This is a genomic window from Pseudomonas sp. NPDC089741, from assembly GCF_044748825.1.
Lineage (GTDB): Bacteria > Pseudomonadota > Gammaproteobacteria > Pseudomonadales > Pseudomonadaceae > Aquipseudomonas > Aquipseudomonas helmanticensis.
Genome location: NZ_JBIVGT010000011.1, coordinates 33,064 through 53,429 on the forward strand (window position 1 = coordinate 33,064; position 20,366 = coordinate 53,429).

18 protein-coding genes, 1 pseudogene and 1 riboswitch are annotated in these 20,366 nt (G+C 59.8%); of the genes and pseudogenes, 13 read left to right on the forward strand and 6 right to left on the reverse strand.

Going from position 1 to position 20,366, the window contains the following annotated elements; genetic code table 11:
• The 4 genes and pseudogenes from ACIPZE_RS13440 to ACIPZE_RS13455 all read left to right on the forward strand — a co-directional run.
• Positions 1–143: pseudogene (locus ACIPZE_RS13440) on the forward strand (ArsR family transcriptional regulator); the annotation flags it as partial.
• 18 nt (positions 144–161) lie between these two features.
• Positions 162–1,352 (forward strand): methionine adenosyltransferase, encoded by a 1,191-nt coding sequence (metK, locus tag ACIPZE_RS13445; protein ID WP_008081040.1) that lies wholly within the window; start codon positions 162–164, stop codon positions 1,350–1,352.
• Between the two features lie 236 nt (positions 1,353–1,588).
• Positions 1,589–3,262 carry an NAD-dependent DNA ligase LigB gene (gene ligB, locus ACIPZE_RS13450; RefSeq protein WP_400773244.1) on the forward strand — a complete coding sequence of 558 codons (1,674 nt, stop codon included), beginning with the start codon at positions 1,589–1,591 and terminating at the stop codon, positions 3,260–3,262.
• Positions 3,263–3,359: 97 nt separating this feature from the next.
• Positions 3,360–3,755, forward strand: a complete 396-nt coding sequence (locus ACIPZE_RS13455) for a DUF1090 domain-containing protein (protein ID WP_064388116.1) — start codon at positions 3,360–3,362, stop codon at positions 3,753–3,755.
• Positions 3,756–3,922: 167 nt separating this feature from the next.
• On the opposite strand, the gene ACIPZE_RS13460 is transcribed toward ACIPZE_RS13455, so the two are convergent.
• On the reverse strand, positions 3,923–4,372 hold the full coding sequence (locus ACIPZE_RS13460; RefSeq protein WP_129395868.1) for a cytochrome c: 450 nt from the start codon (positions 4,370–4,372) through the stop codon (positions 3,923–3,925).
• Between the two features lie 128 nt (positions 4,373–4,500).
• Here ACIPZE_RS13460 and ACIPZE_RS13465 point away from each other — a divergent pair, with 128 nt between their 5' ends.
• Complete coding sequence (locus tag ACIPZE_RS13465) at positions 4,501–5,673, forward strand: murein transglycosylase A (protein ID WP_129395869.1); 1,173 nt, start codon at positions 4,501–4,503, stop codon at positions 5,671–5,673.
• Positions 5,674–5,770: 97 nt separating this feature from the next.
• Here the strand turns inward: ACIPZE_RS13465 and ACIPZE_RS13470 are convergent, their stop codons facing one another.
• Together ACIPZE_RS13470 and ACIPZE_RS13475 are read right to left on the reverse strand one after the other, a co-directional pair.
• Entirely contained in the window at positions 5,771–6,154 is a 384-nt protein-coding gene (locus tag ACIPZE_RS13470; protein ID WP_283438501.1) for an MAPEG family protein, read from the reverse strand.
• A 39-nt stretch (positions 6,155–6,193) separates the two neighbouring features.
• Positions 6,194–7,027, reverse strand: coding sequence for an EamA family transporter (locus ACIPZE_RS13475; protein WP_129395871.1), 834 nt, complete (start codon positions 7,025–7,027; stop codon positions 6,194–6,196).
• Positions 7,028–7,361: 334 nt separating this feature from the next.
• Here ACIPZE_RS13475 and ACIPZE_RS13480 point away from each other — a divergent pair, with 334 nt between their 5' ends.
• Both ACIPZE_RS13480 and ACIPZE_RS13485 read left to right on the forward strand, forming a co-directional pair.
• On the forward strand, positions 7,362–8,531 hold the full coding sequence (locus ACIPZE_RS13480; RefSeq protein WP_283438500.1) for an MFS transporter: 1,170 nt from the start codon (positions 7,362–7,364) through the stop codon (positions 8,529–8,531).
• Between the two features lie 291 nt (positions 8,532–8,822).
• The gene (locus ACIPZE_RS13485; RefSeq protein ID WP_283438499.1) at positions 8,823–10,085 is read left to right on the forward strand and encodes a sodium:proton antiporter; all 1,263 of its coding nucleotides are present in this window, start codon (positions 8,823–8,825) and stop codon (positions 10,083–10,085) included.
• A 31-nt stretch (positions 10,086–10,116) separates the two neighbouring features.
• On the opposite strand, the gene ACIPZE_RS13490 is transcribed toward ACIPZE_RS13485, so the two are convergent.
• Positions 10,117–10,980, reverse strand: coding sequence for a LysR family transcriptional regulator (locus ACIPZE_RS13490; protein ID WP_400773248.1), 864 nt, complete (start codon positions 10,978–10,980; stop codon positions 10,117–10,119).
• Positions 10,981–11,071: 91 nt separating this feature from the next.
• Here ACIPZE_RS13490 and ACIPZE_RS13495 point away from each other — a divergent pair, with 91 nt between their 5' ends.
• Together ACIPZE_RS13495 and ACIPZE_RS13500 are read left to right on the forward strand one after the other, a co-directional pair.
• Positions 11,072–11,485, forward strand: a complete 414-nt coding sequence (locus tag ACIPZE_RS13495; protein ID WP_283438497.1) for a VOC family protein — start codon at positions 11,072–11,074, stop codon at positions 11,483–11,485.
• Between the two features lie 38 nt (positions 11,486–11,523).
• Positions 11,524–12,813: a cation:dicarboxylate symporter family transporter gene (locus ACIPZE_RS13500; protein WP_283438496.1), complete on the forward strand. Its 1,290-nt coding sequence runs from the start codon at positions 11,524–11,526 to the stop codon at positions 12,811–12,813.
• A gap of 2 nt (positions 12,814–12,815) precedes the next feature.
• Here ACIPZE_RS13500 and ACIPZE_RS13505 read toward each other — a convergent pair whose 3' ends face one another.
• The gene (locus tag ACIPZE_RS13505) at positions 12,816–13,712 is read right to left on the reverse strand and encodes a formate/nitrite transporter family protein (RefSeq protein WP_400773251.1); all 897 of its coding nucleotides are present in this window, start codon (positions 13,710–13,712) and stop codon (positions 12,816–12,818) included.
• Positions 13,713–13,886: 174 nt separating this feature from the next.
• The gene (locus ACIPZE_RS13510) at positions 13,887–14,294 is read right to left on the reverse strand and encodes an acyl-CoA thioesterase (protein WP_016984776.1); all 408 of its coding nucleotides are present in this window, start codon (positions 14,292–14,294) and stop codon (positions 13,887–13,889) included.
• A 198-nt stretch (positions 14,295–14,492) separates the two neighbouring features.
• A riboswitch (S-adenosyl-L-homocysteine riboswitch) is annotated at positions 14,493–14,591 on the forward strand.
• A 23-nt stretch (positions 14,592–14,614) separates the two neighbouring features.
• Between ACIPZE_RS13510 and ahcY the strand changes: the two genes are divergently transcribed.
• The 4 genes from ahcY (at position 14,615) to ACIPZE_RS13530 (ending at position 20,137) form a co-directional block, all read left to right on the forward strand.
• Positions 14,615–16,024 carry an adenosylhomocysteinase gene (gene ahcY, locus ACIPZE_RS13515; RefSeq protein ID WP_129395875.1) on the forward strand — a complete coding sequence of 470 codons (1,410 nt, stop codon included), beginning with the start codon at positions 14,615–14,617 and terminating at the stop codon, positions 16,022–16,024.
• 173 nt (positions 16,025–16,197) lie between these two features.
• On the forward strand, positions 16,198–17,043 hold the full coding sequence (gene metF, locus ACIPZE_RS13520; RefSeq protein WP_123376213.1) for a methylenetetrahydrofolate reductase [NAD(P)H]: 846 nt from the start codon (positions 16,198–16,200) through the stop codon (positions 17,041–17,043).
• Positions 17,044–17,212: 169 nt separating this feature from the next.
• A complete protein-coding gene (locus tag ACIPZE_RS13525; protein WP_283438494.1) occupies positions 17,213–18,025 on the forward strand; it encodes an ABC transporter substrate-binding protein in 813 nt (270 codons plus the stop codon).
• 222 nt (positions 18,026–18,247) lie between these two features.
• Complete coding sequence (locus tag ACIPZE_RS13530) at positions 18,248–20,137, forward strand: DEAD/DEAH box helicase (protein ID WP_400773254.1); 1,890 nt, start codon at positions 18,248–18,250, stop codon at positions 20,135–20,137.
• Positions 20,138–20,366 lie beyond the last annotated feature (229 nt).

Sequence of the window (20,366 nt, forward strand, 5' to 3'; positions counted from 1 at the left end):
GGTTGGACGAGGACGATTTGGCCCGTTGGGCCACCGCTGCGGGACTCGTTCCCGGGGAAAGCCTCTATGGAGGCGTACGTAATGGTTTCCAGATTCAGGTTCGCCACTTTCAGCGACCGACTGGCGACACTCACCATCGGTAAATTCAGGAAAACATCGAGATGAGCGAATACTCCCTCTTCACCTCCGAGTCCGTGTCCGAAGGGCATCCGGACAAAATCGCCGACCAGATTTCCGATGCGGTGCTGGACGCCATCATTACCCAGGACAAACACGCACGCGTTGCCGTGGAAACCCTGGTCAAGACTGGCGTGGCCATCGTTGCCGGTGAAGTCACCACCAGCGCTTGGGTCGATCTGGAAGAGATCGTGCGTAACGTGATTCTCGACATCGGCTATAACAGCTCCGACGTCGGCTTCGACGGCGCGACCTGCGGCGTGATGAACATCATCGGCAAGCAGTCCCCGGACATCAACCAGGGTGTTGACCGTGCCAAGCCTGAAGATCAGGGCGCCGGCGACCAGGGCCTGATGTTCGGTTACGCCAGCAACGAAACCGACGTTTTGATGCCTGCACCGATCACCTTCTCGCACCAGCTGGTACAGCGCCAGGCCGAAGCCCGTAAATCGGGTCTGTTGCCTTGGCTGCGTCCGGACGCCAAGTCGCAAGTGACTTGCCGTTACGAAGGCGGCAAGGTTGTCGGTATCGACGCGGTTGTTCTGTCGACCCAGCACAACCCTGAAGTGTCGTACAAAGACCTGCGCGAAGGCGTGATGGAGCTGATCGTCAAGCACGTGCTGCCTGCCGAACTGCTGAGCAAAGACACCCAGTTCCACATCAACCCGACCGGCCAGTTCATCATTGGCGGCCCGGTAGGTGACTGCGGTCTGACCGGTCGCAAGATCATCGTCGACAGCTACGGCGGCATGGCCCGTCACGGCGGCGGCGCGTTCTCCGGTAAAGATCCATCGAAGGTTGACCGTTCGGCTGCCTACGCTGGCCGTTATGTTGCCAAGAACATCGTCGCTGCCGGCCTGGCCGAGCGTTGCGAGATTCAGGTTTCCTACGCGATCGGTGTTGCTCAGCCTACTTCGATCTCGCTGAACACCTTCGGCACCGGCAAGATCAGCGACGACAAGATCGTCAAACTGGTCCGTGAAGTGTTCGACCTGCGTCCATACGCAATCACCACCATGCTTGATCTGCTGCACCCGATGTACCAGGAAACTGCAGCGTACGGCCACTTCGGTCGCACGCCAGAGACCAAGACTGTTGGCGAAGACACCTTCACCACGTTCACCTGGGAAAAAACCGACCGCGCCGACGCTCTGCGCGCCGCTGCTGGTCTGTAATATTTCCCCGGCGGTACCCAAAAGCCCCGCACGGTTCGCGCCGTGCGGGGCTTTTTCATGGCTGCCAGATCAAAAGATCGCCGCCTGCGGCAGTTCGTACAGATATCCGCATGCCAATGTAGGAGCTGCCGCAGGCTGCGATCTTTTGATCTTCAGCCGTCGAAACACCCCGAAAAACACCTGCCCACCCCTGCCCGAAATCCCGACTAGCCTTCAAATACCTTCCCTGAGCAAGGATGCTCACGATGCGCTCTCTGCTTGTTTTCCTGCTGACCTTCATCAGTCTCACTACGCTCGCCGACTGTCCCGACTGGACCGCCCTCAAAGCACAGAACGAAATCACCGCCCTGCAAAACCAGATCGACCAATGGGACGACGCCTACCACCGCGAAGGCCACTCACCGATTGCCGACGAACTCTACGATCAGTCGCGCCTGCGCTTGAGCGAGTGGCGGCTGTGCTTCGATCTGCCGTCCGCGCCCAAGCCGTTGCGCACGGCCTCAGGCTCAATCGCACACCCAGTCGCTCACACCGGCCTGGACAAGTTGCACGAGGCCGCCGCCGTGGAAACCTGGCTGCGCGACCGCCAGGACGTCTGGGTACAACCGAAAGTCGACGGTGTTGCGGTGACGCTGATCTATCGCGCTGGAGTTTTGCAGCAGGCCATCAGTCGTGGCGACGGTGTTCGTGGGCAAGACTGGACCACATCGGCACAGAAAATCGGCGCCATCCCTCAGCGCCTCACGCAACCACTGGATCTGCTGGTGCAAGGCGAACTCTACTGGCGCTTGAGCGAACACGTGCTGGCGCGGGCCGGCAGCGTCAACGCCCGCGCCAGCGTTGCCGGGCTGATGGCGCGCAAATCCCTCGATTCAGAACAAGCAAACGGGATCGGGCTATTTGTCTGGGACTGGCCGCAGGGACCGCCGGACTTGCCCGAGCGCATGTCCACGCTGGCAACCTTGGGCTTCGCCACAAGCGCGCCCTACAGCCACGCCGTCAGTGACTTTGCAGAGGCGCAGAAATGGCGCGATCACTGGTATCGCTCGCCCCTGCCGTTTGCCACCGACGGCGTGGTTTTGCGCCAGAGCCGGCGCCCGCCAGCTGAACGCTGGCAAGCCCGCACACCCTATTGGGCCGTCGCCTGGAAGTATCCGTTTGCGCAAGCATTGGCCGAGGTGCGCAAGGTCAATTTCAAGATCGGCCGAACCGGGCGCATCACACCAGTCCTCGAACTCAAACCAGTCATGCTCGATGATCGGCAGATCAAACGGGTCAGCGCCAGTTCGTTGAAGCGCTGGCAAGCGCTGGATATACGCCCAGGCGATCAGGTTGCAATCAGCCTCGCCGGTCTCACCATTCCCCGGCTCGACAGCGTTGTGCTGCGCGCCACCGAACGGGTCGACATCGACATTCCCAACGCCGAGGACTTCCACGCTTTGAGCTGCTGGCAACTTGATCCGGGTTGTGAAAGCCAATTCCTTGCACGGCTGACCTGGCTCAGTGGCAAACAAGGGCTGGCGATGCAGAATGTGGGGCGAGGCACGTGGGAGAAACTTCTCGAAACACGCCGCCTGAACAACCTGCTGGATTGGTTGACCCTCGACGCGCCAGAGCTTGCTAACATTGCTGGCTTCGGCGAACGCAGCAGCGTGCGCCTGATGGAAAGCTTTCACAGCGCCCGCCAACAACCGTTTGCCCAATGGCTTAAAGCAATCGGCTTGCCGCCAACTGGCCAGGCACAACTGCCGGACTCGTGGCAGGCGCTGGTACACCGTGACACCGAACAATGGCAGGCAGAAGCCGGCATAGGCCCGGGACGCGCGGCGCAATTAAGCGCATTCTTCCGCGACCCGCAGGTGCTGGCCCTGAGTGAAACCTTACATGCCGCCGGAATCGACGGTTTCTGAACACGCAATCCCGCCTCGCCGGGAACCCAACGGCGGCCAGGGCGCTCCAACAGCGCAGTGCCTTACCGACCCGATTGCCTTTGCACATGGAGCTTTTATGAAATTTCTCGCACCGCTCGCCATGCTGACCCTCTGCGGCATGATGGCCGCCCCTGTAATGGCCGATGAAGACGCCCCGGGCCTGACCGGTTGCGCCGCCAAGAAGCAGGGCATCATGAATCAGATCGAACAGGCCAAGTCGCGCGGCAATGCCGATCAGCAGGCAGGTCTGGAAACGGCCCTGCGTGAAGTGAACGAACACTGCACCGACGCCGGCCTGAAGAAAGAACGCGAAAACAAAGTGCTCGAAGCCAAACACGAAGTCAGCCAGCGCCAGGCCGATCTCGACAAGGCAATGAAAAAGGGCGATCCGGAGAAGATCAACAAGCGCAAAGACAAACTCGCTGAATCGCGCAAAGAACTGCAGGACGCGCTGGACGAAATCGACAAGTAATTGATGGCCCTGTCGCGAGGGGATTTATCCCCGTCCGGCGGCGAAGCCGTCGCAAATCCGGCTAGTCGGGTCTGACTGAAAAAACCCGGTTGTATGGTTTTGGGGCTCCTTCGCAACCCAACGGGGATAAATCCCCTCGCCACAAGGTTACTCAGCAGTCTTGTAGATCAATGATCCCGAAACTGTTTATGGCAAGCAGTGCAGGCGTCTTCAACTTTCTGCACCGCAGGCCCCAGGTTGCTGGCTTTATACGGCTGGACCTGACTGGCGATCACCAATTCACCGGTGGCCGCTTCAAGGTTGCGGGCCATTTCCTGAAAACGCGCCTGCTGCTTCCAGACATCGTCCTTGGCGCTGGTGTGATCTTCCTCGCGAACCTGCGGGAAATGCTTCCACGGCTCATGGGACAACGCATCGAGTTTCACCGCACCTTCGGCGAATTTCGGCCCATCGAACGGAATACGTCCACGCAACATGCCGCCGAGGTCTTCACCGGTCTTGAGCATTTGCTTGAAGATCGCCTTGCGTTGGCCCAGCGGCGAATTCGGATCGACACCGCCACAGGCGGACAAGGTCAGACAGGCCAGCAATACAACAGAAATTCTTTTAAGAGTCATGGTGGCTTCAGGTCACGGAATTCGGCGGCCAGTATCCTCGCGTCACCGCCAAACACCAATAGCCCTATTAAAAATACGGGTTGCTTGAACGCATGGAGCATTCGGGCAACCGGCACAGGAATCACTCCATGAACAGCCGTTTCCAGGCCTGGCGTCACCCGCTGATCGCAACCCTTCCGCTGCTGGCAATCCTCGCTGGCTGCACCGGTGGCGAGACTGCCAAGCCGAAAACCCATGCCCTCGCGACCTATTCCAGTGCCACTTGGGAAGCACTGCCGGCGGTGTCTGATAGCGACCTGGTCGCCGGTTTCGGTTCGTGGCGCAGCGCCTGCACCCGACTCAAGGCTGATACGGTCTGGGGCCCGACCTGCGCAGCAGCAGCCACAGTGCCGCAAAGCGCCACGGAGATTCGCGCGTTCCTCAAGCAGAATCTGGATGTCTACGGCCTGCGCGCTGAAAACGACAACCCCAACGGTTTGATCACCGGTTACTACGAACCGGTCTACCCCGGCAGCTTGACGCCGACCGACACGGCCAATGTGCCCGTGTATGGCGTGCCGGAAGACATGATCATTGTTTCACTGGACAGTATTTATCCAGAACTCAAAGGCAAACGTCTGCGCGGTCGCCTCGAAGGCCGCGTGCTCAAGCCTTACGACGACGCAGCGACCATTGAATCGAAAGGCGTCAAAGCCCCTGTGGTTGCCTACCTGACCGATCCGATGAACCTGCAATTTCTGCAGATCCAGGGTTCCGGGCGTATTCAGACCCAGGACGGCAAACAGCTGCGTATCGCCTACGCCGATCAGAACGGTCATCCGTACCGGCCGATCGGGCGCTGGCTGGTCGAACAAGGTGAGCTGAAGAAAGAAGACGTGACCATGAGCGCAATCAGCAACTGGGCCAAAGCCAATCCGGCGCGCATCCCGGAACTGCTCGGCAGCAATCCGAGCTATGTGTTCTTCACTCGCAACCCGGACAGTAACGAAGGCCCTCGTGGTTCGCTGAACGTACCGCTGACTGCCGGTTACAGCGCGGCAGTGGATCGCAAGGTGATTCCGCTGGGCAGCCTGCTGTGGCTGTCGACCACCCGCCCGGATGGCACGGCACTGGTGCGCCCGGTGGCGGCGCAGGATACCGGCGGCGCGATTGCCGGCGAGGTCCGCGCGGATCTGTTCTGGGGCACCGGTGATGCGGCCGGGCAACTGGCCGGCGACATGAAACAGCAAGGGCAGATCTGGATGCTCTGGCCCAAAGGCGCGGCGCTGCCGCAAGTGCCGCAGGTGGCTGACAAACCCTGAAAAGCAAAAGATCGCAGCCTGCGGCAGCTCCTACAGGGATTAACACATAACCTGAGTAGGAGCTGCCGCAGGCTGCGATCTTTTGATCTTGCTTTACCTAAACCGAAACAAAGAAGAACGAAGCAATCAACCCCATCCCCACAAACCACACCAGCGACCGCAAGATCGCCCAGTCCGCCAGATAGCAAATGATGTACAGCAGACGACTGGTGATAAACAGCACCGCCAGCACATTGACCGTCACCAGCTGCGCCGTGCCCACCAGGTGCGCAACGATCACCGCCGCCGCAAACGCCGGCATCACTTCAAAGCTGTTCAGTTGCGCGGCATGCGCACGTCTCGCCACACCGCTGAGGCTTTCGAGAAAGTCGCGCGGATCATGGTTGTCACTCAGTCTGTAACCGCCCACGGCCTTGGCCACACCCGTGCAGACATACGGCAGAAAAATCGCGACCAACACACACCACAGAGCCACCGTCATAACGCCGTCCTTTTTTCGATTTATAGAATTCGCAGGCCGTCAGAACTTCATGATCAACATGCCGATCAGCACCAGCCCACAGGCTAAGAGCCGTGGCCGGCCGAAAGGTTCTTTCAGGTAGCGCATACCGAACAGCACCACCAGAATCACGCTGATCTCGCGCAACGCCGCCGCTTCGGCAATCGAGCCCAACTGCATCGCCCACAGCACCAGAGCGTAGCTGGCCAACACGCAGAAGCCCACCGCCAGCCCGAGCTTCCACTCCTCGCGCCAGAACAGCCGGAACGCCGGGCGCTTGGCGACCCACGCCAACAGCGGAAACGGCCAGGCACTCAGCAGCGTCACCCAGACCAGATAATCCAGCGGGTGCGACCAGCGTCGCAGCGCCTGGCCATCGATGTAGGTGTAGCAGCCGATGCACAGGCCGATCAGCGCCACCACCGGCAGCATCGACCACGGCAGGTGTTTTCCGCCGCCGCCCTGCCAAAGCAGACAAACCATGCCCAATGGAATCAGCATGATGCCGAAGATCTGCTGCGTGGTGAGGACTTCGCCGGCGAAGATCAGCGTCAGCGCCAGCACCACCAGTGGCGACAACCCGCGCATCAGCGGATAGACCAGGCCGAGATCGCCGACCCGATAAGCCTGGATCAACAGGTAACGATAGAGCAGTTCAAACGCCGCAGAAGCGAGAATCCACGGCCAGATTTCCATGGGCGGCAGACTCACGAACGGCAACGCGATGGCGACCACCAGCAGCGCCACGGTGTCCATGCACGCCACCACCAGCAGCCGTTCGGCGCTGAATTTGATCAATGTGTTCCACGTCGCGTGCAACAGCGCCGCCACCAAAACCAAAGCTGTCGCCAGCACGTCTTACCCCTTGTTTTTATAGTCTCGATGTAGGAGCTGTCGCAGGCTGCGATCTTTTGATTCTGATTTTTAACAACCAGATCAAAAGATCGCAGCCTGCGGCAGCTCCAGTGAGCACCCGAAAACCCAAACGGTTAAACATCCGAAAACCGAATAGTCAGATTATTGATTCGCGATGTGTCAGCAGCTGTTTATACTGCAACCGACCACGCCGCACTCAGTTGCGCACAGAAAAATACCAATAATTCCTGCCTGCCCCGTACTCATTCGAGAACGGTCGCTGGCCTGCGTATGCCTGATCAACGCGTCAAGACTAACGACAGAGACCTTGCGCATGCCACTCGCCTTGCTTGCCCTTGCTGTTGCCGCGTTCGGCATCGGCACCACTGAATTCGTCATCATGGGCTTGCTGCCCGACGTCGCCCGCGACCTCGCCGTGAGCATTCCTCACGCTGGCCTGTTGATCACCGGTTATGCCCTGGGCGTAGTGTTCGGCGCGCCGATCCTGGCGATCGGCACCGCCAACATGCCGCGTAAAGCGACGCTGCTGGGCATGACGCTGATGTTCATCCTCGGCAATATCCTCTGCGCCCTCGCACCGAACTACGCGACATTGATGGCGGCGCGCGTGGTCACCGCGTTGTGTCATGGCGCGTTTTTCGGCATCGGCTCGGTGGTCGCCGCCGGACTGGTGGCACCGAACAAACGCGCGCAGGCAATTGCCATGATGTTTACCGGCCTGACGCTGGCCAATGTCCTCGGCGTGCCGTTGGGTACAGCGCTCGGTCAATACGCCGGCTGGCGCTCGACGTTCTGGGCAGTGTCGGTGATTGGCGTGATCGCGGCGCTCGCGCAGTGGTTATGGCTGCCAAAACACATCCCGATGGACAAGGCCAATCTCGCCAGCGAATTCAAAGTGCTGGGCAAGGTCAATGTGCTGTTGGCGTTGGGCATGAGCGTATTGGCGTCCACCAGCCTGTTCAGCGTGTTCACTTACATCGCGCCGATCCTGCAGGACATCACCGGTGTCAGCCCGCACGGCGTGACCGTGATGTTGCTGCTGTTCGGAGTCGGCCTGACCGGTGGCAGCATGCTCGGCGGGCGCTTGGCCGATAGCCGTCTGCTGCCGTCGCTGGTCGGTGTGGCCTTGGCGGTGGTGGTAATTCTCGCGGCATTCAGTCAGACCAGCCGTTCGGTGATTCCGGCCGCCATTACGCTGGTGCTGTGGGGGATTTTTGCCTTTGCGCTGTGCCCGATCCTGCAATTGCTGATCATCGATCAGGCCCATGAAGCGCCGAACCTCGGCTCGACGCTGAACCAGAGCGCATTCAATCTCGGTAACGCGGCGGGCGCGTGGATTGGCGGGCTGGTGGTGGCCAGTGGCGCGGACCTGGCGGACTTGCCTTGGACGGGTGCGCTGGTCGGTGTATTGACGGTGCTGACGGCGCTGTTTTTCATCTATCTGCAACGTCGCGAAGCGGCTGCGGTCAATGTGTCCGGCTGATCGGGTTTAGCCTGCAAGAGCCCTCACCCTAGCCCTCTCCCAGTGGGAGAGGGGACTGACCGTGTTGAATGTTTGAGTTACATCGACCTGAAAATTTCGAGCCGAACTCAGGCCCTGAAAGACTTGAAGATCTGCTCCCTTTCCCCCTCTCCCTAAGGGAGAGGGCTGGGGTGAGGGGGCTGTTGATCTCATCACACCCTCAACTGTGTCCCGATCCTGACTCAGCCCATCCAATCCCTGCACCAAAGATTCGGTGCGCTGTCTTTCCACCCCTCATCCAAAGGACCCCGGATGCTTGAACTTGTCGCCGCTTTCATCTGCCTCACCACCCTCCTCACCTTCGTCAACTTCCGCTTCATCGGCCTGCCGCCGACCATCGGTGTGATGGTCACTGCGCTGTTGTTCTCCCTGTTGCTGCAAGGCCTGAGCGTGCTCGGCTACCCCGGCCTCGAAGAACGCGTGCAGCAACTGATCGGCCAGATCGACTTCGGTGATCTGTTGATGAACTGGATGTTGTCATTCCTGTTGTTCGCCGGCGCCTTGCACGTCAACCTCAATGATCTGCGCAGCTACCGCTGGCCCATCGGTTTACTGGCGACTTTCGGCGTATTGATCGCCACCGCGGTGATCGGCAGCCTCGCCTTTTACATCTTTGCCCTGTTCGGCTGGCACGTGAGCTTCCTCTATTGCCTGTTGTTCGGCGCGCTGATCTCGCCGACCGATCCGATCGCCGTGCTCGGCGTGCTGCGTACCGCCAATGCGTCGAAACCGCTGAAAACCACCATCGTCGGCGAGTCGTTGTTCAACGACGGCACCGCAGTCGTGGTGTTCACTGTGCTGCTGGGCATCGCTCAACTCGGCGAAACCCCGACCATCAGTGCCACGGCCATGCTGTTCGTTCACGAAGCGATTGGCGGCGTGTTGTTCGGCGGGATGATCGGTTACCTGGTCTATCGGATGATCAAGAGCATCGAGCAGCATCAGATCACGGTGATGCTCACTCTGGCGCTGGTCATCGGCGGTTCGGCGATGGCCACCGAGATTCATGTTTCGGCACCGATTGCGATGGTGGTCGCCGGTCTGATCATCGGCAATGTCGGCCGTAATCTGGCGATGAACGAAATGACCCGGCGCTATCTCGACGGTTTCTGGGAATTGCTCGATGACATGCTCAATGCGCTGTTGTTCGCGTTGATCGGCATGGAGCTGTTGCTGCTGCCGTTCAACTGGCTGCACGTGGCGGCAGCGAGTTTGCTGGCGGTGGCAATTTTGTTGTCACGCCTGCTGACCGTGGCCCCGGCCATCGTCCTGCTGCGGCGCTGGCGGACGGTGCCGGCCGGCACGATCCGGATTCTGACCTGGGGCGGTTTGCGCGGCGGTGTCTCGGTGGCACTGGCGCTGGCCCTGCCGCTGGGCCCGGAGCGCGATCTGCTGCTGAGCATCACCTACATCGTGGTGCTGTCGTCGATCCTGTTGCAGGGCCTGACCATCGGCAAACTGGTCAAGCATGCGACTCGCAATGAGCCAAGTACCGCGACTGAGTCAGCGCACTGACGCATCCCTGCGGCGCCGTCGTGGATTACTGTCATGACGCGTCGCCGAGCAATTCGAGCAGATGCCGCATCGCTAATGGGCGGTGCGGCGTCGAGCTGTGCATCACCACCAGTTCGCGCGAATAGCGCTGCCCATCCCCCACCGGCATGACACACATGCCGTCCAGCGCCATCCCGGCCCATTGCGGCACCAGCGATACCCCCATCCCCTGCGCGACCAGCATGACGATGGTTTCCAGCGCATCCAGCTCACAGAGCACATTGGGTTCGATCGCCTGCTCATCGAGGTAGCGCTGAGCAATCTGCCCGCCCCATGAACGCGCGTCGTAACGTATGAGTGGGCCTGCGCGCAGCAGCGTTTCCAGCGATTGCCCGGCGTGCGCGGCCGGAGCAACCAGAACCAATGGCTCAACCTTAAGCACAGTCAGCGCCATGGCCTTGGGTGGCTGAAACGGCGGCCTGACCAGAATCGCCGCGTCCAGTTCGCCTGCCAGCACTTTCTCGTAAAGGCTTTTTGAATCACCCGGCGTGATCTTCAATTTCAGCGCCGGCGCCGATAACGCCAAGCGCTCGATCAATCCCGGCAACACACCGGTCAGCGCCGTCGAAATCGCCCCGATCTTCACTTCACCCGTCAAAGCATCGTGATGCAGATCGTTTTGCAGCGCCTGCGTCTGGTCGATGATCGCCCTGATTTGCGGCAGCACCAGCAAACATTGATCCGTCGGCCGTGCCGCATGCGCGGTGCGCAGCAACAAGGCATAACCCAATGATCGCTCGAGTGCCTGCACCCGCTGACTGATCGCCGCCGCCGTGCGGTTTTCGCGGCGTGCGGCCGCCGCAATCGAACCGGTTTCAACCACCGCGATCAGGCTTTGAAGAAAGCGCACGTCCATAAGTTTTCCTTTCGCTCAGAACAAGGCGAAGCCGTTTTGCCTCGCCGATCAGCCTGTTTACCCTGAGCGCTCCTTCACTCGGGGCTATCACATGAACAGACCCTTTCACGCTGCATACCATGTTTGCGACCTGGAACAGGCACGGATTTTTTATCGAGATGTGTTGGGTTGTACTGAGGGCCGCAGTACAGAGAGCTGGGTCGACTTCGATTTTTTCGGCAATCAGATTTCGCTGCACTTGGGCACACCCTTCGCCACCACCCGCACCGGACACGTTGGCGAACACAAAGTGTTGATGCCGCACATCGGTGTCGTTTTGCCGCTCGAAGAATGGCTGGAACTGGCCGAGCGCCTGAACCGTCTCGGCAGCGTTTTCGAGATCCCGCCATTGATCCGCTTTGCCGGCGAACCTGGGGAGCAACGCACGATGTTCTTCCTTGACCCCAGCGGCAACCCGATCGAAGTCAAAGGCTTCAAGGACTTCAGCGGCCTGTTCGCACATTGACTCCACCCCCAACAACCACAAGAAAAAAGGGGCACAACATGAGCAGCAAAACACCCACCAGTCTTGTCACGCGCATCATGATCGGGCTCGTTGCCGGGGTTATTGTCGGCATCCTTCTCAACCAGTTTCCCGAATACAAAACCTGGTTCATCGACAACTTGCTGCAACCGGCAGGAGACCTGTTCATCAGGCTGATGAAAATGATCGTGGTGCCGCTGGTCTTTGCCTGCATGGTCGTCGGCATAGCCGGCGCGGGCAGTACCAAGGCGCTTGGCCGGGTCGGGATAAAGACGCTGGTGTATTTCTTCACGATCACCAGCATCGCCATCGTCTTCGGTCTGATTGTCGGTAACGTGTTCCAGCCCGGCGCTGGTGCGGACTTCAGCAGTACCCTACAGGCACCGGTCAGCGGGCTGGCCACTTCAGGTGAAACACAGAATCTTGGCCGAACCCTGGTCAACATCGTTCCGGACAACATCGTACTGGCGATGTCGCAGGGCAAACTGCTCTCGGTGTTGTTCTTTGCCATCCTGTTCGGCTGCGCCCTGTCGATGCTGCCCGAGCAACAGAAGGCGCCGTTGATCGCGGTGATGCAGGCGGTTTCCGACACCATGTTCAAGGTTACGCATCTGGTCATGCACTATTCGCCGATCGGCATCTTCGGCCTGATCGGCGTGACCGTGGCCAGCTTCGGGTTGAGTGCCTTGCTACCGCTGGCCAAGCTGATCGGCATCACTTACGTAGCAGTGCTGCTGTTCGCATTCTGCGTGCTCGGGTTGGTGGCAAGAATCGCCGGTATCCGTTTTTTTCACCTGATCCGGGAAATACGCAGTGAACTGCTGTTGGCTTATAGCAGCGCCGCTTCGGCCACGGTGATGCCGCAACTGATCGAGAAAATGGAGCGCTATGGAGCGCCGCGACCGATTACCAGCATGGTCATTCCACTGGGCTACTCGTTCAACCTCGACGGCGCATCACTGTTCGCGGGGCTAGGCACCTTGTTCATCGCCCAGGCTTACGGCATCGACCTCGGGCTGGCAGATCAGGCCATGCTCGTATTGATCATGGTGCTGACATCAAAAGGCGCGGCCGGAGTGCCTGGTTTCATGTTTATCATTCTGACAGCAACGCTCACCGCCGCCGGATTACCGGTGGAAGGCGTGGCGATCATCGCCGGCGTGTACCGTTTGATGGACATGCCGGTGACCGCACTCAATGTGTTGGGCAATGCGTTGGCGCCGTTGGTCATCGCACGCTGGGAGGGACAGCTCAAGGCACCGCAAAGCGAACCGCTCGCACAACCGGCCAGCCCGCCACTCAAGGCCTGAACCTATTGGCGCTTGCTGTCCGGCTCATCCTCGCGGGGTTCGCCAGAGTCTGGTTTATCAGTCTTCGGCGCCCCGCTCTCACTGCGGATCTGTGCATGACTGATCAGCGCGAAGATGAAGCTGCCGCCAATGATGTTGCCCGCCAGCGTCGGCCCGGCAAAGACCATCCAGAAATCGCTCCACGGCAATTCGCCGGCAAACACCAGGTACGACACTTCGGCCGAACCGACGACGATGTGGGTGAAATCGCCGAGCGCCATGAGGTAAGTGATGAGGATGATGATCCACATCTTCGCGCTCTCCATGGACGGGATCATCCAGACCATGGTGGCGATCATCCAGCCGGAAACGATGCCTTTGGCGAACATCTGGCTGGCGTGGTTTTCCATGACCTTGCGGCCGATTTCGAGGAAGGCGTGATCGGTCTTGGTGTCGAAGATCGGCAGTTCGAGCATCACGTACGCGACCAGAATCGTGCCGCAGAGGTTGCCGACCAGCACCACCGTCCACAGGCGGATCAGTCGGCCGAAGTTACGGATCGTCGGCTTGGTCATGACTGGCAGCACGGCGGTCAGGGTGTTCTCGGTGAACAGTTGCTGACGGGCGAGAATCACCGCCAGGAAGCCTGCGCAGTAACCGAAACTGGCTATCACCTTGAATTCGTCACCTTCGGGCAGGCGCGAGTTGAGCAGGCCCATGCCCATCAGCGACAGGCCCATGGTCAGCCCGGCCGCCAGTGCCGACCACCAGAGTGCGGCGATGCTGCGCTCCAGTTCCTGATCGCCTTGTGAGCGGATGATTTCGTGCAGGACGGCCGCGCGCGGCGGCTGGCTCTTCTCGACTTCGTGCTGTTCTTTGGCCGAGAGATCGGGGGTCTTGCCGTCGGTGGGGGTGGTCATGGCGTGGCAACCGTGGGGGGTGGTGTTTACCTACGACCCTTGCGGCTTGTAATACGTTCTGTGAGCGCCACGCTAATAGTGTAGGAGCTGCCGAAGGCTGCGATCTTTTGACTTTGTTTTTTGTAAAGCAAGATCAAAAGATCGCAGCCTTCGGCAGCTCCTACAGGGGTCGCGTTATTTAGTGACTAATTCGTCTTCCTGAAACTGGTCTTTGACATATTTGATTTCAGTGCGGCCATGCGGTGCCGGCAGGCCGTCTTCGCCAAGGTTCACGAAAACCATCTTCTCGACGGTCAGAATGCTCTTGCGAGTGATCTTGTTGCGCACTTCACAAGTCAAGGTGATCGAGGTGCGGCCGAACTCGGTGGCGGTGATGCCCAGCTCGATGATGTCGCCCTGGCGCGAGGCGCTGACGAAGTTGATCTCGGAAATGTACTTGGTCACCACGCGCTGATTGCCCAGCTGCACGATGGCGTAAATCGCCGCTTCCTCATCGATCCAGCGCAGCAAGCTGCCGCCGAACAGGGTGCCGTTGGGGTTGAGGTCTTCGGGTTTTACCCATTTGCGGGTGTGGAAATTCATCTTCACTCCTGAGTGTCTTGCCGAACGATGGACGGTATCTTGGCAGACTGAGCGGTCATGCTCCATGCGGCTTCGACTATGGTCGTCATTAACGATCTTCATCTGGCCGACAGAAACCCTTTGGAAGATCAGTCTAGACGGCTATAATCGCCACCGTTTCAAAACGGTCATCTTCAATTGATACCGTTTTCCCGCCACCTGTCCGAGGGGCGCTGCAGCAGGTTCAACCTGTCAGGCTCGGATGGGGCGTTGACTGGCCACGGCCGGACACTAAACGCACAACGGCGCCCATTCGCATACATTACGAATGGAGGCTCATCATGAGCGCTGTTATCACGCCTGCAGATTTTAACGATTACAAAGTTGCCGACATGTCCCTGGCTGCCTGGGGCCGTCGCGAAACCATCATTGCCGAATCGGAAATGCCAGCTCTGATGGGTCTGCGTCGCAAGTACTCCGGCGAACAGCCGTTGAAAGGCGCCAAGATCCTCGGCTGCATCCACATGACCATTCAAACTGCCGTACTGATCGAAACCCTGGTTGCCCTGGGTGCCGAAGTTCGCTGGTCGTCGTGCAACATCTTCTCCACTCAGGATCAGGCCGCTGCCGCTATCGCTGCTGCCGGCATCCCGGTTTTCGCCTGGAAAGGCGAAACTGAAGAAGAATACGAGTGGTGCCTGGAGCAGACCATCCTGAAGGATGGCCAGCCATGGGACGCCAACATGATCCTCGACGACGGCGGCGACCTGACTCAGCTGCTGCACGACAAGTACCCACAGGTTCTGGATCGCGTTCACGGCGTGACCGAAGAAACCACTACCGGCGTACACCGTCTGCTGGACATGCTGGCCAAGGGCGAGCTGCGCATCCCGGCCATCAACGTCAACGACTCGGTGACCAAGTCCAAGAACGACAACAAGTACGGCTGCCGTCACAGCCTGAACGATGCAATCAAGCGCGGTACCGACCACCTGCTGTCCGGCAAGCAAGCGCTGGTCATCGGTTACGGTGACGTGGGCAAGGGTTCGGCGCAGTCCCTGCGTCAGGAAGGCATGATCGTTAAAGTGTCCGAAGTTGACCCGATCTGCGCCATGCAAGCGTGCATGGACGGTTTCGAACTGGTTTCGCCGTTCATCGACGGTATCAACGACGGTTCCGAAGCAAGCATCGACAAAGCGCTGCTGGGCAAGATCGACCTGATCGTGACCACCACCGGCAACGTCAACGTTTGCGACTCGAACATGCTCAAAGCCCTGAAGAAGCGCGCCGTTGTCTGCAACATCGGTCACTTCGACAACGAAATCGACACCGCTTTCATGCGCAAGAACTGGGCATGGGAAGAAGTGAAGCCTCAGGTACACAAGATCCACCGTACCGGTGCTGGCGCTTTCGACGCTCAGAACGATGACTACCTGATCCTGCTGGCCGAAGGCCGTCTGGTCAACCTGGGTAACGCCACTGGCCACCCAAGCCGCATCATGGACGGTTCGTTCGCCAACCAGGTTCTGGCACAGATCTTCCTGTTCGGCCAGAAGTACGCCGACCTGTCGCCAGCCCAGAAAGCCGAGCGCCTGACCGTTGAAGTACTGCCGAAGAAACTCGACGAAGAAGTGGCCCTGGAAATGGTTCGCGGCTTCGGCGGCGTGGTCACTCAACTGACCAAGCAACAGGCTGACTACATCGGCGTGACCGTCGAAGGCCCGTTCAAGCCGCACGCTTACCGCTACTGATTGGCTGAGCGTCGACGCGGTGTGCCTGGCGCACCGCGTTGCCTGACTGGCGCTGCTGACCACTCTGTGTAGGAGCTGCCGCAGGCTGCGATCTGTTGATCTGCAAAGATCGCAGCCTGCGGCAGCTCCTACAGGGTGCAGCGTCCGGCTTACGTGTTTCCAAGGGTATGACCATGTCCCAAGACCGTCGCTACAGCTTCGAGTTCTTCCCGACCAAGACCGATGCTGGGCATGAAAAACTGCTCGCCACTGCCCGTCAGCTGGCCACTTACAATCCTGATTTCTTTTCCTGCACCTATGGCGCTGGTGGTTCGACCCGTGATCGCACCCTCAACACCGTTCTGCAACTGGAAAGCGAAGTCAAAGTACCGGCCGCACCGCACCTGTCGTGCGTCGGCGACAGCAAGGACGACCTGCGCGGCCTGCTGAACGAGTACAAGGCTGCCGGCATCAAGCGCATCGTTGCCCTGCGCGGTGACCTGCCGTCCGGCATGGGCATGACCAGCGGTGAGCTGCGTCACGCCAATGAACTGGTGGAATTCATTCGTGAAGAAACCGGTGATCATTTCCACATCGAAGTCGCTGCTTATCCGGAGATGCATCCGCAAGCACGCAACTACGAAGACGATCTCGCCAACTTCGTGCGCAAGGCCCGTGCCGGCGCCGACAGCGCGATCACCCAGTACTTCTTCAACGCCGACAGCTACTTCTACTTTGTCGACCGTTTGCAGGCGCTGGGCGTGGATATTCCGGTCGTACCGGGGATCATGCCGATCACCAACTACAGCAAGCTCGCGCGCTTCTCCGATGCCTGCGGTGCGGAAATTCCGCGCTGGATCCGCAAGCAACTGGAAGCCTATGGCGATGACACGCAAAGCATTCAGCGCTTTGGCGAGCAAGTCGTCAGCGAGATGTGCGAACGCTTGTTGCAGGGCGGCGCGCCGGGGCTGCATTTTTATTCCATGAACCAGGCTGAGCCTAGCCTGGCGATCTGGAATAACCTGAAGTTGCCGCGTTAAGCATCAAAAGAAAGATCAAAAGATCGCAGCCTTCGGCAGCTCCTACATTGGTGTTAATTACACCTGTAGGAGCTGCCGACGGCTGCGATCTTTTGCTTTTGAAGCCCCGAAACAGAGCTTGTGCAGGCACTTTCTGGCTCTTTCGCGTTTCTCGTCGTAATCTCAAGCCATGCCTTTGATCACACAGTTATTCGCCGTGCTGGTTTTTGCTTGCCTGAGCTTTGCCGCTCGAGGCGAGAAGTTGCGTATTGTCACCGAGCCATGGGCGCCGTACGTGTATGAGGAAGGCGGCAAGAACCTCGGACTCGACTACGAAACCACGGCCATTGTCTTCAAACGCCTGGGCATTGAAGTCGAATGGCAATTCCTGCCGTGGAAGCGTTGCCTGTCGATGCTCGAAACCGGCCAGGCCGACGGTGCACTGGATATTTTTCACAGCGATGAACGCGACGCCACCCTGCTCTACCCGAGCGAGCCGCTGTCGGACGTCGAGTTCGTGATGTTCTACGCCAACAACCGGCCGCATCCGTTCAGCAAACTTGAAGAACTCCAAGGCCTGACCATCGGCACCTCGCCGGGCTATCTGTACAGCCCCGACTTCAGCAATTCGACGCTGTTTACCCGCGAACCGGCGCCGACCCACGAGGCCAATTTCGGCAAACTGGTGCGTGGCCGGATTGATCTGCTGATCACCGATCGCCGCGTCGGCCAGCATTTGCTCGACGAGTTGGATATCCGCAATCAGATCACTGAAAACCCTACAGTTATTAGCCGTCAGAGCCAATTTCTCGCGGTTCGCCGCAATGCCGGCATGGATTTACTCGTACAGCGCTTCGGTGCCGAGCTCAAGCGCTTCAAGCGCGAGCCGGCCTATGCCGAGCTGAGCGCCCGCTATGGCGCAGCTCCGGCGGATGCCGCGCCGTTGAGCAATGCCTCGGCGAGCAGTAAAACCGTTGAGCAGCAGGAAAGCGGCGCACAGTGATTGCTCTGTTATACTCCGGCGTTCCCGCCAGGCTCACGCCCGGACGCCCGGAACCGTAACAGGCCTCTCGACCCGCTACAGCGCAGCTTTGCAGCCCGCGCGAGCACTCCAGACGTGCCTTCGGAACCGCAGCAGGACCGGACGGGATTGCGTCCTCTTAAACGTGATTCGCGCCAGGCAAGACTCCCATTGGGCCAAGCCCTAACTAAAACAGGATTACTCATGTCCTTTGCTTCCCTCGGTCTCTCCGAGGCTTTAGTCCGCGCCATCGAAGATGCGGGCTATACCGAGCCTACTCCGGTGCAACAGCGGGCTATTCCCGCCGTGTTGCAAGGTCGCGACCTGATGGTTGCGGCACAGACAGGTACCGGTAAAACCGGCGGTTTCGCCCTTCCGATCCTGGAGCGGTTGTTCCCCAACGGTCACCCGGACAAATCCCAGCGTCACGGCCCGCGCCAACCGCGCGTACTGGTCCTGACCCCGACCCGCGAACTCGCGGCCCAGGTTCACGAGAGCTTCAAGATCTACGCCCGTGACCTGAAATTCGTCAGCGCCTGCATCTTCGGCGGTGTCGGCATGAACCCACAGGTTCAGGCCATGTCCCGTGGCGTTGACGTACTCGTCGCCTGCCCGGGTCGTTTGCTCGACCTCTGCGGCCAGGGCAGCGTTGACTTGTCCCACGTGGAAATCCTCGTCCTCGACGAAGCCGACCGCATGCTCGACATGGGCTTCGTGCACGACGTGAAGAAAGTTCTCGCGCGCTTGCCGTCCAAGCGTCAGAACCTGTTGTTCTCGGCAACGTTCTCCAAAGACATCACCGACCTCGCCGGCAAGCTGCTGCACAACCCGGAACGCATCGAAGTGACGCCGCCGAACACCACGGTCGAGCGCATCGAACAACGCGTGTTCCGTCTGCCGGCCAGCCACAAGCGTGCGCTGCTGGCACACCTGATCACCGCTGGCGCGTGGGAACAGGTACTGGTCTTTACCCGTACCAAACACGGCGCCAACCGTCTGGCCGAGTATCTGGACAAACACGGCCTGCCGGCTGTGGCGATCCACGGCAACAAGAGCCAGAACGCGCGCACCAAAGCGTTGGCCGATTTCAAGGCTGGCGAAGTACGCATTCTGGTCGCCACCGACATCGCTGCACGTGGTCTGGACATCGACCAGTTGCCGCACGTGGTCAACTTCGAACTGCCGAACGTTGATGAAGACTACGTTCACCGTATCGGCCGTACTGGCCGTGCCGGTCGTTCGGGCGAGGCGATCTCGCTGGTCGCGCCGGACGAAGAAAAACTGCTGAAAAGCATCGAGCGCATGACCAAGCAGAAAATCGCCGACGGCGACCTGATGGGCTTCGATTCGAGCACCATTGAAGCCGAGAAGCCGGAAGTGCGCGAGCGTCCGGACGTGCGTAACCCGCGCAACCCACGTGGCCCACGTGGCCCACGCGGCGACGGGCCAAATGGTGGCGGCGGTGGCGGCGGTCGTAAAGACAAAGGCAAAGACAAGGGCAAAGAGAAGCCGGCCGGTGAACGTGGCGAGCGTCCTGCCCGTCAGCAGAAACCGCGCGAAGGCACGCCGGCCCGTGAACAGCGTCCGAGCCAGCCACCGCGTGCGGCGGCTGATCGTGCACCGGACGAGTTCCTCGACGACGATGTGGATAACTTCGGTAACCGCGTTGACTACGTGCCAAAGCCAGCTCCGGCTGGCGGTCGCGGCCGTCGTCCAGGCGCACCGGCGCAGGGCGCAGGCGCAGGTTCCGGCGCACCACGTGGCGGTCAGCCACAAGGTCGCCAGAACGGTCCGCGCAACAGCAACGGCTCGAGCACCGGCACCCCACCGGCCAAACGCAGCGGCCCGCGCAACGGTGCACCGCGTGATGGTCAGCCGGCTCGTCGCGATGACGCTTCATCCTCGCGCAACCGCCGTCCAGCCCGTGACGACCAGCCACGCAGCGAACCGGCTGTGCAAAACCCGCGCAGCAACGGTCCGAAGATCATGCACAAGGAATCGAAAGCCGACCGCTTCCCGACACCTGAGCAGCTCGATCAACTGCCAGCTCGCCCGCGTGGCGAAAAACCGGCCTTGCTGACCCGCAATCGCTGAGTTAACGCCGCCATAAAAAATGCCCCGCCTCGAAAGAGCCGGGGCATTTTTCATGCACCAAACAAACCCGCTTCTTGTAGGAGCTGCCGAAGGCTGCGATCTTTTGATCTTGATCTGCAAAAAGCCAGGATCAAAAGATCGCAGCCTTCGGCAGCTCCTACAGGGGAAGTTGTGTTTTGACGGGCAATAAAAAACGCCCCCGGCCTTTCGACCGGGGGCGTTTTTGTGT

What these genes read in the sequence shown, in the direction of transcription:
- metK (WP_008081040.1), top strand. Translation starts at nt 162, where the DNA reads ATGAGCGAATACTCCCTCTTCACCTCCGAGTCCGTGTCCGAAGGGCAT.
- ACIPZE_RS13470 (WP_283438501.1), bottom strand. Translation starts at nt 6,154, where the DNA reads ATGACGGTGGCTCTGTGGTGTGTGTTGGTCGCGATTTTTCTGCCGTAT.
- ACIPZE_RS13460 (WP_129395868.1), bottom strand. Translation starts at nt 4,372, where the DNA reads ATGACTCTTAAAAGAATTTCTGTTGTATTGCTGGCCTGTCTGACCTTG.
- ACIPZE_RS13530 (WP_400773254.1), top strand. Translation starts at nt 18,248, where the DNA reads ATGTCCTTTGCTTCCCTCGGTCTCTCCGAGGCTTTAGTCCGCGCCATC.
- ligB (WP_400773244.1), top strand. Translation starts at nt 1,589, where the DNA reads ATGCTCACGATGCGCTCTCTGCTTGTTTTCCTGCTGACCTTCATCAGT.
- metF (WP_123376213.1), top strand. Translation starts at nt 16,198, where the DNA reads ATGTCCCAAGACCGTCGCTACAGCTTCGAGTTCTTCCCGACCAAGACC.
- ACIPZE_RS13495 (WP_283438497.1), top strand. Translation starts at nt 11,072, where the DNA reads ATGAACAGACCCTTTCACGCTGCATACCATGTTTGCGACCTGGAACAG.
- ahcY (WP_129395875.1), top strand. Translation starts at nt 14,615, where the DNA reads ATGAGCGCTGTTATCACGCCTGCAGATTTTAACGATTACAAAGTTGCC.
- ACIPZE_RS13490 (WP_400773248.1), bottom strand. Translation starts at nt 10,980, where the DNA reads ATGGACGTGCGCTTTCTTCAAAGCCTGATCGCGGTGGTTGAAACCGGT.
- ACIPZE_RS13500 (WP_283438496.1), top strand. Translation starts at nt 11,524, where the DNA reads ATGAGCAGCAAAACACCCACCAGTCTTGTCACGCGCATCATGATCGGG.
- ACIPZE_RS13485 (WP_283438499.1), top strand. Translation starts at nt 8,823, where the DNA reads ATGCTTGAACTTGTCGCCGCTTTCATCTGCCTCACCACCCTCCTCACC.
- ACIPZE_RS13525 (WP_283438494.1), top strand. Translation starts at nt 17,213, where the DNA reads ATGCCTTTGATCACACAGTTATTCGCCGTGCTGGTTTTTGCTTGCCTG.
- ACIPZE_RS13480 (WP_283438500.1), top strand. Translation starts at nt 7,362, where the DNA reads ATGCCACTCGCCTTGCTTGCCCTTGCTGTTGCCGCGTTCGGCATCGGC.
- ACIPZE_RS13455 (WP_064388116.1), top strand. Translation starts at nt 3,360, where the DNA reads ATGAAATTTCTCGCACCGCTCGCCATGCTGACCCTCTGCGGCATGATG.
- ACIPZE_RS13505 (WP_400773251.1), bottom strand. Translation starts at nt 13,712, where the DNA reads ATGACCACCCCCACCGACGGCAAGACCCCCGATCTCTCGGCCAAAGAA.
- ACIPZE_RS13510 (WP_016984776.1), bottom strand. Translation starts at nt 14,294, where the DNA reads ATGAATTTCCACACCCGCAAATGGGTAAAACCCGAAGACCTCAACCCC.
- ACIPZE_RS13465 (WP_129395869.1), top strand. Translation starts at nt 4,501, where the DNA reads ATGAACAGCCGTTTCCAGGCCTGGCGTCACCCGCTGATCGCAACCCTT.